Genomic DNA, 15,976 nt, shown 5'->3' with positions numbered 1-15,976 from the left:
GGGCTTTAGCCCATCAATCTTGGTTTTATATAAAGGATTTGCCGGCATAAATACCGACCTACGGGACAAGACGGTACAAGTTAGAACTAAAGAGCTGGAAAAGCCGGAAAAGAGTGGAAGGTTATCCTTGTTCCGGTAGGTAGAAGAGCGTTCGTCTTTGCTTCTTCGGCTTTTACCGTCTCTGATATTCTCGGTTTTTTCGTCTTAGCTTTATTCGATATTTTAAGGATTTTTACATGCAAGCTTGGCAACAACAGCTCAATCTTTTCTTTATCGCGATGGGGTTCTTTACACGAATTCCGATGCCGAAATGGATTGAGGTCGATGCAGATAAACTGAATAAAGCCAGTCGCTACTTTGGCTTGGTTGGCTTGCTGGTGGGCGTGATTAGTGCACTGGTTTACACGTTAATGCTGTATTGGGTCTCGCCTTCTATCGCCATTGTATTAGCGATGATCACCAGCGTGTTAGTCACGGGGGGCTTTCATGAGGACGGCCTTGCCGATACCGCCGATGGATTAGGTGGTGGTTGGACGGTTGAAGCCAAGCTTAGCATTATGAAAGATTCGCGCCTTGGCAGTTATGGCGCATTAGCACTGGTGTTGGCCCTGTTACTCAAGTGGCAGCTGCTAACAGAGCTTGCGCTGTTTGACCCGAGTAGTGTGAGTTTAGCGCTGATCTTAGGCCACTGCTTAAGCCGAATTGTGGCTGCGAGCTTTATTTTCTCCGAGCCATATGTCAGCGACTCAGATACCAGCAAGAGTAAACCGCTTGCTCAAGAGCAGGGCATTAATGAGTTATCTATCTTGCTTGCAACTGGCGTGTTGGCGCTGTTGTTAGTGGGGGTGATGCAAGCCTTAGTCTTAACCCTTGGCCTTATTATAGTGCGCTACGGTTTTGTCAGACTGTTTAGAAAGCAGATCGGTGGTTATACCGGAGATACGCTAGGCGCAGCCCAGCAAGGCTCTGAGTTGACCTGTTATCTGCTGTTACTTGTTTTAGGAGTGAGCTGGTGATCCATCTGGTTTTAGGCGGCGCACGTAGCGGTAAGAGCCGCTTCGCCGAGGCGCAAGTGCAGCAATATTTAGCTGACGCAGCTGGCATTAATATTAGTGCTGATTGCATTTATGTCGCTACTGCGCAGGCGCTCGATAGCGAAATGGCGCAGCGTATTCGTCACCATCAAACTCAGCGCGAAACCGATGATATTAACTGGCATACCATCGAGAGTCCGCTTGAGTTGACTACTGCCCTAAAGGAGCACGCTGGCGAGAACAGCATCATCTTGGTCGATTGTTTAACCCTATGGTTAACTAACCATCTGTTGCAAGAAGAGCCTGCCTTGCAAAAACAAGTCAACTTTGAAAAACAAGATTGCTGGCAGCAGGTAAAAACCGATTTTTTACAAACCTTAAGCGAGCTATCGGGAACGGTCATTTTGGTGAGTAACGAAGTCGGCTGCGGCATAGTGCCAATGGGCGAGATAAACCGTCGCTTCGTCGACGAAGCGGGCTGGCTACATCAAAATATTGCGGCTATTGCAGACAGAGTCACCTTAGTGACCGCAGGCTTACCCCTGAATTTAAAAGGTTAAACAGACAAAATATGGCAACATCGAATAACAATAAAGCCAAGCCTCTCACTAAGGTGTTAATGGTACAAGGCACCACATCCGATGCAGGCAAGAGCACCTTAGTAGCAGGTTTGTGCCGCTTGTTTGTGAGAAATGGCGTTAAAGTCGCCCCCTTTAAGCCGCAAAATATGGCGCTTAATAGCGCGGTGACCATAGATGGTGGCGAGATTGGACGCGCCCAAGCACTGCAAGCCGTTGCTTGTCATCTTGAGCCGCAAATCGACTTTAACCCTATTTTGTTAAAGCCCAGCTCAGATACGGGGTCGCAAGTCATTGTCCATGGTAAAGCTTTGATGAAGATGGAGGCCGAAGATTACTTTGGCAAGAATGCTGAGGGCTATCGAGTCAAGGCGATGGCGGCTGTTAAAGCCTCCTATCAGCGTTTAATCAGCGACTACGACATGTTGCTGGTGGAAGGCGCGGGTAGCCCTGCCGAGATCAATCTGCGTGAAGGCGATATTGCCAATATGGGCTTTGCTGAAGAGGTGGATTGCCCTGTAATTATTATTGCTGATATCGACAAAGGCGGCGTGTTTGCCCACTTGGTCGGTACCTTAGCGTTACTGAGCGAGTCTGAACAAGCGCGAGTGAAAGGCTTTGTGATTAACCGTTTTAGAGGTGATGTTAGCCTGTTGCAAGGTGGCTTAGATTGGTTAGAAAACTACACTAAAAAGCCGGTGTTAGGCGTGTTACCTTATTTGCACGACCTGCATTTAGATGCAGAAGATGCATTAATTGCAGCGCCAGAAAAATCTTCTGATACTAAGCTTAAAGTCTTAGTGCTAGTGCTGCCGCGTATTAGTAACCACACTGACTTTGATCCCTTAAGGCTTAACCCGCAGATCGATTTTAATTATGTGTCATTGCAAACACAGGCGCAGAATATAGAGAAGGGCACACATACACTTCCTCAAGCGGATTTAATCATTATTCCTGGCAGCAAAAACGTCCGCGCCGATCTCGATTTTATCCGTCAGCAAGGCTGGGATAGTGCCATTGAAAAGCACCTGCGCTATGGCGGCAAAGTGCTGGGGATCTGCGGTGGTTACCAAATGCTAGGGATGATAATTGATGATCCGCAAGGGGTTGAAGATACGCCGGGTAATAGCGAAGGGTTAGGCCTGTTACCACTGGCGACTGAGCTAACGACTCATAAAATTCTGCAGCAAGTTGAGGGCAGTTTAAACCTACTCGGTGAAACTGCAGAGGTTACAGGCTATGAGATCCACAGTGGTCGTTCTCGCTCGTTAATGCCATTGACTCAGCCTTTGCAGTTACGGGCTAAAAACGACTCAGAACAAGAGGCGCACTCCACAATAGACCCAAGTGTAGATAATCAACCGGCACCAACAGCGCCAGAGGGAATGTTATCTAGTGATGGTCAAATATTGGGTACCTATGTTCATGGCCTATTTGACTCGCCACAGGCGTGCCAACTTATTTTGCAATGGGCAGGAATGAAAGATGCTGCAGTGGTTGATGTTAATCAAGTACGCGAGCAGCAACTGGATCGATTGGCTGATGTATTAGAACAACATCTCGATCTTGATCGATTCGATCAGATCTGGGATCGACATTAACTTATCAAGCTTGCTTGGTATTTAAAACTAAAAATGTATTTATAAGGCTTAAAGCGGGTAAAAATGATAAAGGTGTGAAAAATCGCCTTTTTGCTTGAAAGTTGAACGTTGGTTGTGCGCTAACTAAACGATTAAAATATGATGTGCGGGCTTCATAATTCACTTTGTTCAAACCCTCGCCAATGCTGAGTTTGTTGTGGGTTTTTAAATTGAGTTGATAAAGGTGGTTTTAGCTGTGAGAGACAACATTTTAGCCGAAAAGCTGTTGGGTGTTTTTTAGTTTGTTTGCAAATTAGATTAGTGTTTAAGGGATAAAGTAGGGAAGTAATATGACGGATAATAACTCGAACGAGGCAGATCAAGTCGCAGCTGCTCAATCAGCTACAACTCAATCGGAAGAGGCGAGAGCTGAAGCTGTAAAAGCAGAGCGTCATAAAGCGCGACAACAGCGGATCAAAGAAGGTGTAGATGCCAAGATCGCCCGTGCTCAAGAGGAGAAAGGGATCCTTTTAGTGCTAACCGGTAACGGTAAAGGTAAATCCACCTCAGGTTTTGGCACCGTGGTACGCGCAGTCGGACATGGTAAAAAAGCGGCTGTTGTGCAGTTTATTAAGGGCAACTGGGACTGTGGTGAGCGCACGTTGCTCGAAGGTGCAGGCGTTGAGTTCCATGTAATGGGAACCGGCTTTACTTGGGAAACCCAAGATCGTGAAAAAGATACCGCTGCGGCAGTAAAAGCCTGGGAAGCCACCGAGAAGTTACTGCAAGATGAAACAATCGATTTAGTTATGCTAGATGAGCTGACCTATATGGTCAGTTATCACTATCTAGAAGTGGAGCGGGTGATTGAAGCGCTAAAGAACCGCCCACCAATGCAGCATGTGATTGTTACGGGCAGAGCCTGTCACAGGGCGATTGTCGAGCTTGCAGATACTGTGAGCGAAGTGCAACCGATCAAACATGCGTTTGAAGCCGGAATAAAAGCCCAGCCCGGCTTCGACTACTAAATTTCGTCCTGCTAGCTTCTGTAGCGTTATTGTCTGCGCTTTCTCACCCAATCACATACTACTCGTATGCTCATGGGCTGAGAAAGCTTGACGGCTTAGCTACAAAAGCGATCAGTTTGAAATTGCTTCTTCGCATTAATTGTTGTGGCGTTATTGTCGGTGCGGGTTGAATTTAGATAATAGTTCACTCCATCAACCGGCTCTTAGAAAGTGTCGTATGCTCAGGGGCTAGGCTTTTTATACTGAGCGGCTTGACGGCTTAGCTACAAAAGAGATCAGTTAGAAATTACTTTCTTCGCCTTCTTTGTGGTGGCGTTCTTGTCGGTGCAGGTTGATTAGACTAGAGTTCACTCCATCAACAGTCTCTTAGAAAGAGTCGTATGCTCAGGAGCTGGCTGTTTTGGAGAAAGCTTGATGGCTTAGCCAGTGAAATATCCATTAGGGGGATCGTTTGCTAGGGGTAGCCTTATTTATTCAGTTGATGTTATAGCAGGACGCAGTCCGCTCTAGCCGCGAAGCGTTCTCGCAGTGAGCTTGCGAACGCTCTAGGACATTTTTGGATCATGCCGAACTTAAAACAAAAAGGATTTTAATGAACAGAGTTACCAGATTATTTGTGTTGCTGACGGCTTGCGCTTTAGCATCAGCTTTTGCGCATGCTGATATCGCAACGCCTGCTAAGCGGATCGTTGCATTGTCGCCGCACTCGGTGGAGATGCTGTATGCCATTGGTGCGGGGGAGTCGATTGTGGCAACCACAGATCATGCTGATTTCCCAAAAGCTGCTCTCGCTATTCCTCGTATTGGCGGTTATCACGGGGTACAAGTTGAGCGCATACTTGAGCTTGAGCCTGATCTGGTCGTGGTATGGGCTAGTGGTAATAAAGCTGAAGATATAACTCGTATCAAAGAGCTAGGCTTTCGGGTATTTGATAGTAACCCTAAGACTTTAGAGGCGGTAGCGGATGAACTTGAAGCGTTAGGAGAGCTTACGGGTCACCAAGTTCAAGCAGCAAAAGTCGCTGACGATTATCGTCAGCAGCTTAAGCAGTTACGTAGCGATAACCTTGCCAAGCCAGAGGTAAATGTCTTCTATCAACTCTGGTCGACACCGTTAATGACGGTGGCTAAAAACAGTTGGATCCAACAGATCATTTCAGTGTGTCATGGCGATAATGTGTTTGTTGATGCTGCTAACGATTACCCACAAGTCAGCTTAGAAACCGTAGTACTCAAGCAACCTGAGGTGATTTTGCAAAGTCAGGATGAAGGTAACATCATAGGCGTAGATTGGAGTGGCTGGCCGGAGATCCCAGCGGTTAAAAATCAGCATATCTATCAGTTAAATGCCGACTTGCTTCACCGCGCCGCTCCACGAGCCCTACTTGGGGTAGAAGCTTTATGTGAAGCGTTAGATAAGGCACGTTAAAAATTATCTACTCCATAAGCCTGTCCGGCTCTGGTGCAGGCTTGCGGCAGGTACTCAACCTATCCCGGAGCCTTATTTTTGATATGAGCAATATCCCCCCGTCATTAAAGTCACGCTACATCGTCATTTGTGACATTGGTCACGTTCGCATTTAGTCTTGAGTTCTACCATAACTGTCTCTCGCGGTTTATATCACTGGCTTAACCTTGTACGCCTAGAGTAAAAATCTGTTAACTCTCGGTAGGCATTAGATTAAACCAATAAATATTGACTTACAGCTAGTCATATCTTCATTGATGACCAATACTTGAGCTTGTATCGCCAATTCAAATGGTTGGATTTGTATTTGATAAACAATCTAAAAATGAATTGAACACTCAGGCTTAGCTGCTAATCAATCAGCTGATTCTTAAGGATATAATATGGAAAACCCAGTAAATAGCATGCTAACCAAAGGCTGGAAATGGTTTGTGATGGTCGGTGTGGTTGTGACTTTTGCCGGAATTTTAGCTATTAGTCTACCTGTGGCGGTAGGAATGACTATTACCACCATTATCGGCGGGATCTTTCTTGTGATTGGTCTGGTGCAGGTCTATCACACCTTGAGTATCCCTAAATGGAAAGCCAAGTCTTGGTATGTCATTAGTGCTCTGTTCTATCTGATTGGTGGTATTTTTATTTTAGCCGAGCCCTATGTCGGCTTGTTAACCATCACTGTGATGATGATAATGATTATGCTGTTTAACGGCGTGACTCGGATGTTCTTTGGTTTTATCAGTCGTAAGAACTTAGATGGTTGGCTAGTGATTGTATTCAGTGGTTTATTATCCACAGCGATTGCAATTTACTTTTTCAGCCTGATGAAAGATCCGGAGTTTTCATTGTCTATTTTAGGGATTTTCGTTGGCGTCTCTTTTGTGTTTGAAGGCTTAAGTTTTATCTTCATTGGATTACAGATGAAAAAAGCCGTGCCTAAATAAGCTCTAACTAGCCGTTTTTACACGTATTAGCTTGTCACGACTTTTCCTAGGAACTCGCTCCTAGGAAAAGTAGCTTCTCCGACCTAGGCGTTGTTTCCTATAACTAACAGCTCTAGTTCCGCCTAAAAAAGTGACGGCATAAATGCGGCTCTACAGTTTCTTGCTGTTGCTTTCCGGCTTTCTCGTCTTAGCGCTAACCGCCTTGATTTCTCGCTTTCCTAGCACCTAGAACCTGTATTGATAATCCTGTAGGGTTATAACCAATAAAGCCTTAGTTTCAGGTAAAACGATTAACAATAACAATAAGAAAGGGATCTCACTATGACGACATTACTCATCTGCCTATTTATCACCATGTTGCTTCCCTACGCTGCAAAAGGGCCCGTTGCTGTGGCAATGGCTAAGCTTGGAGGTTATGACAATAACCACCCACGAGAGCAGCAGTCTAAACTCACAGGCTTTGGCGCTAGAGCGGTCGCGGCGCATCAAAACGCCTTCGAATCACTGCTGATTTTTGGACTTTCAGTCTTGGCGGTGATTGCAACAGATAAAGTTAATGGCATTGCCGAAACTGCTGCGGTGGTGCATGTGCTAGCCCGCATAGCCTATCAGCTACTGTATTTAATGGATAAAGGTACGCTGCGATCTCTATCTTGGTTTGTGGCGATATTCGCTTCATTTACCGTGTTTTGGCAGGCGGTTTAAAAGAAGGTTCTAGGGTTAAAAGAAGGTTCTAGGTCCTAGGAAAAGCAAAGACGGTACAAGCTAAGATGATTCAAGCTGAGACGGTAAGAGCCGAACGGCCTGCGGCCTAGGGAACGTGACTGCGTCACTACGGATCGCTGCGCTTACGGCAAGGCAAAGAAAGGTTTTAGATCCTAGGAAAAGCAAAGACGGGAGAAGCCGGAAAAGCAAAGAAGAGACAAAGGTCGTGATTTTTGCTTTTCCTAGTAGGGCGCAGCCCGTCCTCGGAGCGAAGCGCCCTAGAATCTAGGTCCTTCTTTGCTTTATTTGGCGCTAGAACCTATCGCTTCATATCTGGGTATTCAAACTCGTGACACTGATTACAGTAAACCTTGCTCTCTTTGTGCTCTTGGTGACAGTAAGTGCAAGGTAAGTCTGTGCCGTAGTGTAGGCTGTCATGTGGGTTTGGCTCTACATCGTGACCTGAACCAGCTGGACGTTTGGTGAGTTCGGCTACATCGCCTGGTGTGCTGTGACAGCTTTCACAGGCGCTTGCGTCTGGAATGGTTTTGCGTTTGGCTTCGCCGTGGCAAAAACTGCAATCTACTTTGCCGTTGTCAGCTGTCATGATCTCTTTGTGATAGTCTTTAAGCTTCATCGCGTTGGCTGCTGGAATTGACATCAGCATCACCATACAGATAGCCGTTAGTACTCTAAACATTGTTAATCCTATTCTTTCTTTAGGGCGATTTAGCCCGGTAATCGTTAAAACATCACTTGTTAGTCAGACTCTTACTGTTAGGGCCGCCTTCTTTAGCCTCTTGCTTTCCACTTACTGCAATAGGTGGGAGTGGTACCTATTGCAGCAAGTTGGAGCATGTGGGGCTCGATTCGCGTCACCCTAACTTATGAGTTAGCGCTGAGTAATAAAGTCGTATGCAGCTTTAATGTCTGGTGTAAATGGACGGTCAATCTCAACAAATGGCACTTGCTTACGGAAACCTTCATACATGGCTTTTGTTGCTTCGCCTTGTTTTAAGTCTTTGTTGGCAAGTTTGCGTAGATCGATCGCTTGAGTTGAATGCATTAGCTCAAGACCGTACATTACATTGGTGTTATCAACGATTTGGATAAGTCTGTCAGACGCCAACTTCAAGTTAGTGAAAGTGTCTTCGATGTTGCCAGCGATTTGGATACCGTCGAATGAAACTGGGTTCGCTAAGGCTTTATTACGTACTTGCATATCAACGAAGCTCTTCTGGATAGCACCGAATGCGTGGCCATTGTTACCTGGTGCGCTTAAGAAGCGAGGCAGGTGAGTAAAATGGTCATCCGATAGGTGGATGGTACGCATAGCACTGTTATGTGAAACGTGAGTCAGCGCGACGCTTAACTGCTGTACAGCAAGTGCGACAGGGAGTGGCTCAAAGTTGGTGGTTGGGAACACGCCACCTTTACCTTCAACTAAATACTTAGAGACCTGAGAGTTATTACCATAGTCTTTACCCGCGCCTAAGATCACACCTGGGTTGTCGTCTGAATGATTGATCTGGATATCAATCATCTGACCAAGATCGGCTAGTGCCTTATAGGCGCTTGCAAATGTGTAGGCTGTGGTGCGGTAGCTAAGTGGATCTTGTAGTGGACGCTCGCTATTGGCATCCCATAAGTAGCTGCCAGTCAGTGTGTTACGCACATCGGCTGTAGCTTCTTTTAGGTATGGGAAAGGACGAATGTCATTGGTCTGTGGTAAGAATGGCGATACATTACCGTTTAAACCTTCCAGACTTAGGCTAAATACAGTTGGTGAGACTTCTAGTAAATGCTTAGCATCGCGATAGCCCTTCATCGCGTAAGTGACGCCAACAGAGTTATTCGAAAGAATTGATAGTGCATCTTTACCCACAGGGGCTAGCGGCTTGATCCCGGCTTTTTTCATCGCCTCGGCGCTGTTCATGCGCTCGCCTTTGTAGATAACGTCCCATTCGCCAATCATGGCTAGACCAACGTGAGAAGCCAGTAGGATGTCAGCTTCACCAACCGTACCCTTAGATGGGATGATTGGGGTGATGTCGTTGTTTAAATAGGCTTGGTATAAATCAGCAACGTAAGGCTGAACACCTGTATGGCCAGACAAAATCGTATTTAAACGTACTGCTAATGCAACACGAGTTAATTTAACAGGCATGGCTTCACCAACACCAGCACTGTGAGCACGAAGCGTGCTGTAGTTGAACGACTTCGAAGCCTTTAATACTTCGGCGCTTAGCTCACCGTTAGCATCGAACAGTTTGTGATCTTTGTTAAGACCTACGCCAACTGTTAGGCCGTAAACTGGCTTACCTAGGCGCGCGGCTTCCATTAATAACTCATGGGCTTTTACTAAGGTTGTCGCTGATTGTGGTGCAATTTTAACTTCGGCGCCATCGGCAATGGCCCATGCTTGGTCTTGAGTAAAATGTTTACCATCGAGAACTACAGAGTCTGCAGCCATGGCGTGAGTCGCAGTCAATGCAAGTGCGAGTGATGTTAGTACAGCATTTTTAGTTGTTTTCATCTTGATCTATTCCATAATTTTTTGCTGCTCAGTGCCGTGCACTAAGCAAAGCTAATTTGATTTTTATTTGAGCTAAGCGAGATTCAGTTTCATTGACTGGCTCTGTGCACAATGGCGACCTGCATTACGTCCAGTTACAACCCCTTCGGCTACCGCACAGGCTCCTAAACGACTAGCACCGTGAATACCGCCCGTGGCTTCGCCTGCGGCGTATAGACCTGGTATTGGCTTGTTACTGACAAGGTGTAGTACTTCTGATGCTGTATTCACCTTCACGCCACCCATGCAGTAATGCACTTTTGGCCACATGCGTACGGCATACCAAGGACCTTTATCGAGCAACATAGCTTTTTGCATTGGACGACCAAACTCGCCGTCTTCACCCTTGCTTACCGCTTCGTTCCAGCGTGCAACCTGTGCTTTTAGTGCATCGGCAGGCATGTTGTAGAGCTTGGCTAGCTCATCTAGGTTGTCGGCTTTCTTAATAACGTTATATTTCAGACCCCAATCTAAGGTTTGTGCATCTTTCGCGCCTTCAGCGTTAGTAAAGCCGATTGGATAAACAGGCTTACCCTGATCGTCACGACGGGTCATGATGGCGTCAGCGCGAGCTTTACGGTCGGCAAGTTCGTTAAAGAAGCGTTCGCCCGTACGTACGTCAACTACGATGCCACTTGGGTAGGTCGCAATCGTGTTGAATTGCGATGCGGTGCCAAAGCCTTTCTCATCAGGTGATGCCCATGGGCCTAGCTGGATCTGATCTAAGTGAAGAGGGTTAGCGCCCAGTAGCATCATCTGCTTAAGCGCTTCAGAGGTTGCGCCTGCATGATTAGTCGAGTCTAGCTCGCTGGTATATTCAGGCTGTTGCATTTGGCGATACTCGATGTCGTTACCGAAACCGCCTGTTGCCATGATCACGCCTTTGCGTGCGCCAATCTTAATCATTTTGCCCGTACGCTCTTTCGGGAAATAATAACCTTGGCGTACGTCAAGGCCGATAACACGGCCGTTTTCATCTTTAATAAAGCCTTCAAGCTTGGCTTGGTTACGCATTTCAATGCCGCTTTTCTTTGCCGCTTTGATAAGCGGGCGAATAATACCAGCACCTGAGCTTTGCACCGTCTGTAGTACACGTGGAATAGAGTGGCCACCGAAGTGTTGTACGAAAGGTTTCCACTCAACACCATGGTCGATAAGCCAGTCGCAAGATTCTGAAGTACCGTTACACACAAGTTTGAGCATTTCGACATCGTTCATGCCGCGGCCTGACTCAAGCATATCGGCGACCATGACATCGACTGAATCTTCAATACCTTCTTTCTTCTGTAGTGGCGAGCCTGCAACCGCCATTGCACCACCGTTGATGGTAGAGTTACCACCAAACACTGGCATCTTGTCGATAACCATAACGCTTGCGCCACTCTCTTTTGCTTGTAGCGCCGCAGACATCCCCGCGAAGCCGCTGCCAACGACGATGATATCGACCACTTCGTCAAACTTTGCCTCTTCAATAGATACGCAAGCGGCATTTGCCGATACGGCAACCGTACTACCAAGACCGGCAACGGCCATTGCGGCGCCGCCTTTAAGTAGTTGGCGTCGGCTAGGACTCACCAGTTCTTTATCGTTCATCTATCTGTTTCCCTATGTGCATTTTTAATTATGTTTCCGAGCTGTTTAAGCTCAATATATGCAGATAAAATGCAGCGACTGTGCCAACTACTTAATTTGCGGTATAAAGCCAATGATTTATGAACAGGATCTTGAAATCGTGAAATATCATGATTTGTCGCCATGATATTTCGTGGTTATCTTGACATTTCAATAATTAGATTAGCTTGTAATTAAATTTAAAAGTAGTGTTGAGTACTTATTTTTTTAAAAGGCGTTGGCACTTAACTATAAAATGAAAGTTTTGAATTACTTTATAAGTAAAGCGAATGGTGATTATTAGTGAATATATTAGCTAATTAATTGTGTGGGTGGTAGGACGGCGTTTATATTTAGCAAGTATTAAATTAAAACTGTGAATTAAAGAGTCGTTTATTTATTTTTCCTGACCTTATTATCCAGTGCGGAGAAATTGTCGTCGAATTATTGAACCCTAACATGTAGGGGCTGCACCTGACCATAGGATATCGGTTGGAGGTGTGCACCTATATACTTGCGTTATTCTTTATAATCAAATGGTTTCTATCAATGCTTTTTTTATCGGTGGGTTGTAGGGAGAGTCGAGGTTTAAGTAACGAGGCCGCAGATGATGGACATCTTTTCTATGTATAAGACATCACATGTTGCAGTAGAAATTATAAGCTTCTCACACATTCAACTTTATATGTGATTAGCTCACACATCTAGATTTAATTTTAAATTACTCACAGGTTTTATTGGTTATGTACAAGTAATCACAACTTTACATTTAGTTTTAAATGAGTCTCATGGTTTGGCTTGTATTTATTTAGAATTGTTCCTTGTTTTTATGTGGCGAAGAGCACGTTTCTATATAAGAGACCATAATTAATTTTGAATCTTGGGCTATTTATGAACAGGTGCACAGAATCACGAAATACAATGATTTACCATCACGAAGCTTCGTGGCTAACTTGGGATATTAATGAAGGAACAATTTTATTATCAGGCGACTCACTGCTTATGTAGCAGTCTGTCACTCGAAGTCGCTCTGCAAAGTTACTACGAATTTGTAAAACAGCACTTACCTATAGATGGTATTTTTCTCAACATATACCGTCCAGAACATGGTGATATTCAGTTTTTATCTCATGTTAATGAGCAGCAGTCAGTCGCTCTGGATAAGCAGGTCAAAATCTCGCCTGAGATGGAAGCTGTGTTGCAGCAAAATGATCGACCTGTGATCCGCATTATTAATGATATTGGTCTTGATCCGGTGACAGGTTTTGTCGCGCCACAATTGATCCCTGAAATTGCTTCGGTCATTTTACTGCGTATGGTCAGTAGCGATACACATCTTGGTGTAGTGGGGTTTTATTCAAAAAAATCAGGACAGTTTAAGCCACGGCATGCGGATTTAATTGAACCCCATAAAAACACTTTATCTCTTATTACGGCTTTAAATTTACGGGGTCGTAACCTACTCAGTGCTAACCAAGCATTAAGCCAAGAAAATGATAGTCTTAAGCGAGCGATGTTTAGCCCTGACGGTGTTGTTGGTGCAGAAGGTGGCTTGAAGAAGGTGATGGTTCAAGTCGATGCCATCGCGGCCCTGAATACCAGTGTATTGATGCAAGGTGAAACAGGTTGCGGTAAAGAAGTCATCGCCAATGCGATCCATGCAAAGTCTAATCGAGCGGGTAAGCCTTTTATTAAAGTAAACTGCGGCGCGATTCCAGACACCCTGATCGATTCTGAGCTATTTGGTTACGAGAAAGGGGCATTTACAGGCGCAGAGACTCGTAAAGCTGGTTACTTTGAGCAGGCAAATGGTGGCACGATTTTCTTAGATGAAATTGGTGAGCTGCCATTATCGGCTCAGGTGCGTTTACTGCGGGTGCTGCAAAACAGTTCGATTACTCGAGTCGGTGGCTATGAAAATGTCGATCTGAATATTCGAGTCATTGCCGCAACCCATAGAAATCTGCAGGCCATGGTGCATGAGAAAACATTTAGAGAAGATCTCTGGTATCGATTGGCTGTATTTCCGATTGATATCCCGGCATTACGTCAGCGCCGCAGCGATATTCCCTTGTTAGTACAGCACTTTATAGAGAGTTTGGCGGCTAAGTTTAATCTAGAGCGATTACCAAGAGTGATGCCTGAGCAATTAGTGATACTGAACAATTACGCTTGGCCGGGTAATGTGCGCGAGTTGATCAACGTGCTTGAGCGAGCCATCATTCAAAAGCCGCAAGGGCCGCTTAGCTTCGATCTGTTACAGGCACAATCCGATGAAGAGGTGACTACGCAAACGGGACAAACGATTATTGTCGATCCGAGTCATGCCAGTGATAAATTAGTACCGCTAGACACTATGATAGGTAAATATATTAGCCATGCGATGCGTATTACGGGTGGTAAACTCTATGGCCCTGGCGGGGCGGCAGAGCTGTTAGATATTAACCCTAACACCCTAAAGAGTAAGATGAAAAAGCTAGGGTTATGCTAAAGCTAATGCCTAGGAGGATGGATTAACATCAAGCTTAACTAGGCAATAAAAAACACTTCCGAGGAAGTGTTTTTTTATGGCTTTCTTAAAGAGATTCTCGAAAATAGTGGGAGCTAATAAAACGAGATACTAGTGACTCAATCTATCCTTGATTGAGTCCAACGCTGGGGTGAGTTCTCACTGCTTGGTGAAAACAAATCCGCTATAACTAGAAGAAGTAGCGAATACCGACTGCATAGCTATTGTCTTGTAGGTTTTCAAAGCTCTTATCGTCCATGTCGCTAAAGTCGATTTTAGCTTCGGCAAACATCACTGTGTCATTGCTATAACGGTAGTGCAGACCGACTACTGCAAATTGACGAGTCCAGTCACCTTGAATCGTTGTCGATGCATCTGTGTCTAGGTCTTGGTAAGACAATAAGAAACTAGGCACGAAACCATTTTCATACTGATAGGCAATTAAGAATTCACCGCCAGTCGAGTCGTATAGCTCGCCCGCCACTAGCTCGTTTTGTTTACTCTTATGGGCGTTGAAACCAACATAGAAGCCATCGGCGTCGCGGTTAGGAGCATATTGATAGAAAGAGCCGTACTGCGCACCAACACCTATGATTTCGTTAGTGTCGTCAACGCGCTCTCCTGCAAGCTCTCCTGTGAAGTCACCACGGTTAATGCCTGCAAGTACCTTGAATTTGTCAGTGAAGTGATAGGTTAAGCTCGCACCATAGCTAGTATCAAATTCAACGTGTGAACCGTCATCCAAGGCGATGCCATCTTTGTCATAAAGCGCGACATCACCATTTTGCTTAGCCGCATATTGAAGTGCGATGCTCAAGTTACCAAATGAGTTACGGTAAACAAAGGCCGAATCGGCACGACCGGCACCCGTTAGGCCGCCATCACCAAAGGTATAGGCACCCACAGAGTAGCCAGTATAGACGTTCAGTACGTCGGTGGTGTAAGCCACATCGTAGTACACGCCCCACTGCTTACCGAAAGTTAAGCTACCCCATTTATCATTGGCTAAGCCCACATAACCTAAACGATTGAATAAAAAGTCAGAGTTTTTCTCTGCACCGAGTTGGCCGCCTGAATAACTGAGTGAGTCATCGCTGGTAACCATGTTAATGCCCCACTCGGTATGGGCAAAGCTGCGCCAGCCGTTCTTCTCTTGGCGATCGAATCGAAAGCCAACACGAGAGAAGTTGTCCACTACTGCGGTATCGTGGGTGTCATTGATGGCTGCAAAGCCTAACCAGCCCATCATATTTATGCTGTTGGTTTGGTCATTGTAGATCTCGACAGCTTGTGCTGAACCTGCCATTAAAATTGACGGGATCAGTAGCGCCAACAGTTTCTTGTTCATATCATTTTCCCTATCTTTTTATTTTGTTAAAGCTAATCAATATTGGTTTTTACCAATTAGCCCTAACAGAGCAGCTAACGTGCCAAGGGGAGAAATACAGGGTTTAACAGTAAGAAGTTGGAGCAAGATCTGCGAACCACGAAATATCGTTAAAGAAAATCGTTAAATATCGTGTCGAAAGTGAAATATCGTTGTTAAAAGGTTAAAAGAAGAAAAAGCTAAGACGATGAAAGCTGAGACGAACGGCCTGCGGCCTAGCGAACGTGACTGCGTCACTCACAGAACGCTGTGCTTACGGAAAGAGAAAGGGCCTAGGAAAGGCAAACTGCAAAGACGATGAAAGCAACGACGATTAAAGCAAAGACGGGTAGAGCTGAGATAGGACATGCCGGAAAAGTATTGGCAGTTGTAGGTCGGGCTTTAGCCCGTCAAGCTTGTGATTTCCCTAGCAGGGCGCAGCCCGCTCTCGAAGCGAAGCGCCCTAGAACCTAGCTCCTTCTTTTAAGGCAAAGACGATGAAATCTGAGACGAACGGCCTGCGGCCTAGCGAACGTGACTGCGTCACTCACAGAACGCTGTGCTTACGGAAAGAGAAAGGG

12 protein-coding genes are annotated in these 15,976 nt (G+C 45.6%); 8 read left to right on the top strand and 4 right to left on the bottom strand.

The genetic code is table 11. The features are described from left to right. Positions 1-236: 236 nt before the first annotated feature. The 7 genes from Q1A86_RS05655 (at position 237) to Q1A86_RS05625 (ending at position 7,334) form a co-directional block, all read left to right on the top strand. Complete coding sequence (locus Q1A86_RS05655) at positions 237-1,016, top strand: adenosylcobinamide-GDP ribazoletransferase (RefSeq protein ID WP_299803974.1); 780 nt, start codon at positions 237-239, stop codon at positions 1,014-1,016. Then, the gene (cobU, locus tag Q1A86_RS05650; protein WP_299803971.1) at positions 1,013-1,594 is read left to right on the top strand and encodes a bifunctional adenosylcobinamide kinase/adenosylcobinamide-phosphate guanylyltransferase; all 582 of its coding nucleotides are present in this window, start codon (positions 1,013-1,015) and stop codon (positions 1,592-1,594) included. The genes Q1A86_RS05655 and cobU overlap by 4 nt, the downstream gene beginning before the upstream one ends. 11 nt (positions 1,595-1,605) lie before the next feature. Continuing rightward, entirely contained in the window at positions 1,606-3,213 is a 1,608-nt protein-coding gene (locus Q1A86_RS05645) for a cobyric acid synthase (protein WP_299803968.1), read from the top strand. Positions 3,214-3,542: 329 nt separating this feature from the next. Next, the gene (gene cobO / locus Q1A86_RS05640; protein ID WP_299803964.1) at positions 3,543-4,220 is read left to right on the top strand and encodes a cob(I)yrinic acid a,c-diamide adenosyltransferase; all 678 of its coding nucleotides are present in this window, start codon (positions 3,543-3,545) and stop codon (positions 4,218-4,220) included. Between the two features lie 592 nt (positions 4,221-4,812). Then, entirely contained in the window at positions 4,813-5,649 is an 837-nt protein-coding gene (locus Q1A86_RS05635; protein WP_299803961.1) for a cobalamin-binding protein, read from the top strand. Positions 5,650-6,071: 422 nt separating this feature from the next. After that, positions 6,072-6,629 (top strand): HdeD family acid-resistance protein, encoded by a 558-nt coding sequence (locus Q1A86_RS05630; protein ID WP_299803958.1) that lies wholly within the window; start codon positions 6,072-6,074, stop codon positions 6,627-6,629. Between the two features lie 321 nt (positions 6,630-6,950). Next, entirely contained in the window at positions 6,951-7,334 is a 384-nt protein-coding gene (locus Q1A86_RS05625) for an MAPEG family protein (RefSeq protein WP_299803955.1), read from the top strand. Positions 7,335-7,653: 319 nt separating this feature from the next. On the opposite strand, the gene Q1A86_RS05620 is transcribed toward Q1A86_RS05625, so the two are convergent. From Q1A86_RS05620 to Q1A86_RS05610, 3 genes are all read right to left on the bottom strand, one after another. Continuing rightward, positions 7,654-8,034 carry a cytochrome c3 family protein gene (locus Q1A86_RS05620; RefSeq protein ID WP_299803952.1) on the bottom strand — a complete coding sequence of 127 codons (381 nt, stop codon included), beginning with the start codon at positions 8,032-8,034 and terminating at the stop codon, positions 7,654-7,656. Positions 8,035-8,226: 192 nt separating this feature from the next. Further along, the gene (gene hutH / locus Q1A86_RS05615; protein WP_299803949.1) at positions 8,227-9,870 is read right to left on the bottom strand and encodes a histidine ammonia-lyase; all 1,644 of its coding nucleotides are present in this window, start codon (positions 9,868-9,870) and stop codon (positions 8,227-8,229) included. 72 nt (positions 9,871-9,942) lie between these two features. Beyond that, positions 9,943-11,502 (bottom strand): flavocytochrome c, encoded by a 1,560-nt coding sequence (locus Q1A86_RS05610; protein ID WP_299803946.1) that lies wholly within the window; start codon positions 11,500-11,502, stop codon positions 9,943-9,945. Between the two features lie 982 nt (positions 11,503-12,484). Here Q1A86_RS05610 and Q1A86_RS05605 point away from each other — a divergent pair. Then, on the top strand, positions 12,485-14,011 hold the full coding sequence (locus Q1A86_RS05605; RefSeq protein ID WP_299803943.1) for a sigma-54-dependent Fis family transcriptional regulator: 1,527 nt from the start codon (positions 12,485-12,487) through the stop codon (positions 14,009-14,011). Between the two features lie 208 nt (positions 14,012-14,219). Here the strand turns inward: Q1A86_RS05605 and Q1A86_RS05600 are convergent, their stop codons facing one another. Next, positions 14,220-15,377, bottom strand: coding sequence for a porin (locus tag Q1A86_RS05600; RefSeq protein ID WP_299803941.1), 1,158 nt, complete (start codon positions 15,375-15,377; stop codon positions 14,220-14,222). Positions 15,378-15,976 lie beyond the last annotated feature (599 nt).

Origin of the sequence: uncultured Shewanella sp. (assembly GCF_947497935.1) — a bacterium.
Classification (GTDB): Bacteria; Pseudomonadota; Gammaproteobacteria; order Enterobacterales; family Shewanellaceae; genus Shewanella.
This window is presented reverse-complemented; position numbering and strand designations above follow the sequence as displayed.

What these genes read in the sequence shown, in the direction of transcription:
- Q1A86_RS05610 (WP_299803946.1), bottom strand. Translation starts at nt 11,502, where the DNA reads ATGAACGATAAAGAACTGGTGAGTCCTAGCCGACGCCAACTACTTAAA.
- Q1A86_RS05635 (WP_299803961.1), top strand. Translation starts at nt 4,813, where the DNA reads ATGAACAGAGTTACCAGATTATTTGTGTTGCTGACGGCTTGCGCTTTA.
- Q1A86_RS05620 (WP_299803952.1), bottom strand. Translation starts at nt 8,034, where the DNA reads ATGTTTAGAGTACTAACGGCTATCTGTATGGTGATGCTGATGTCAATT.
- Q1A86_RS05605 (WP_299803943.1), top strand. Translation starts at nt 12,485, where the DNA reads ATGAAGGAACAATTTTATTATCAGGCGACTCACTGCTTATGTAGCAGT.
- cobO (WP_299803964.1), top strand. Translation starts at nt 3,543, where the DNA reads ATGACGGATAATAACTCGAACGAGGCAGATCAAGTCGCAGCTGCTCAA.
- Q1A86_RS05630 (WP_299803958.1), top strand. Translation starts at nt 6,072, where the DNA reads ATGGAAAACCCAGTAAATAGCATGCTAACCAAAGGCTGGAAATGGTTT.
- Q1A86_RS05655 (WP_299803974.1), top strand. Translation starts at nt 237, where the DNA reads ATGCAAGCTTGGCAACAACAGCTCAATCTTTTCTTTATCGCGATGGGG.
- Q1A86_RS05625 (WP_299803955.1), top strand. Translation starts at nt 6,951, where the DNA reads ATGACGACATTACTCATCTGCCTATTTATCACCATGTTGCTTCCCTAC.
- hutH (WP_299803949.1), bottom strand. Translation starts at nt 9,870, where the DNA reads ATGAAAACAACTAAAAATGCTGTACTAACATCACTCGCACTTGCATTG.
- Q1A86_RS05645 (WP_299803968.1), top strand. Translation starts at nt 1,606, where the DNA reads ATGGCAACATCGAATAACAATAAAGCCAAGCCTCTCACTAAGGTGTTA.
- Q1A86_RS05600 (WP_299803941.1), bottom strand. Translation starts at nt 15,377, where the DNA reads ATGAACAAGAAACTGTTGGCGCTACTGATCCCGTCAATTTTAATGGCA.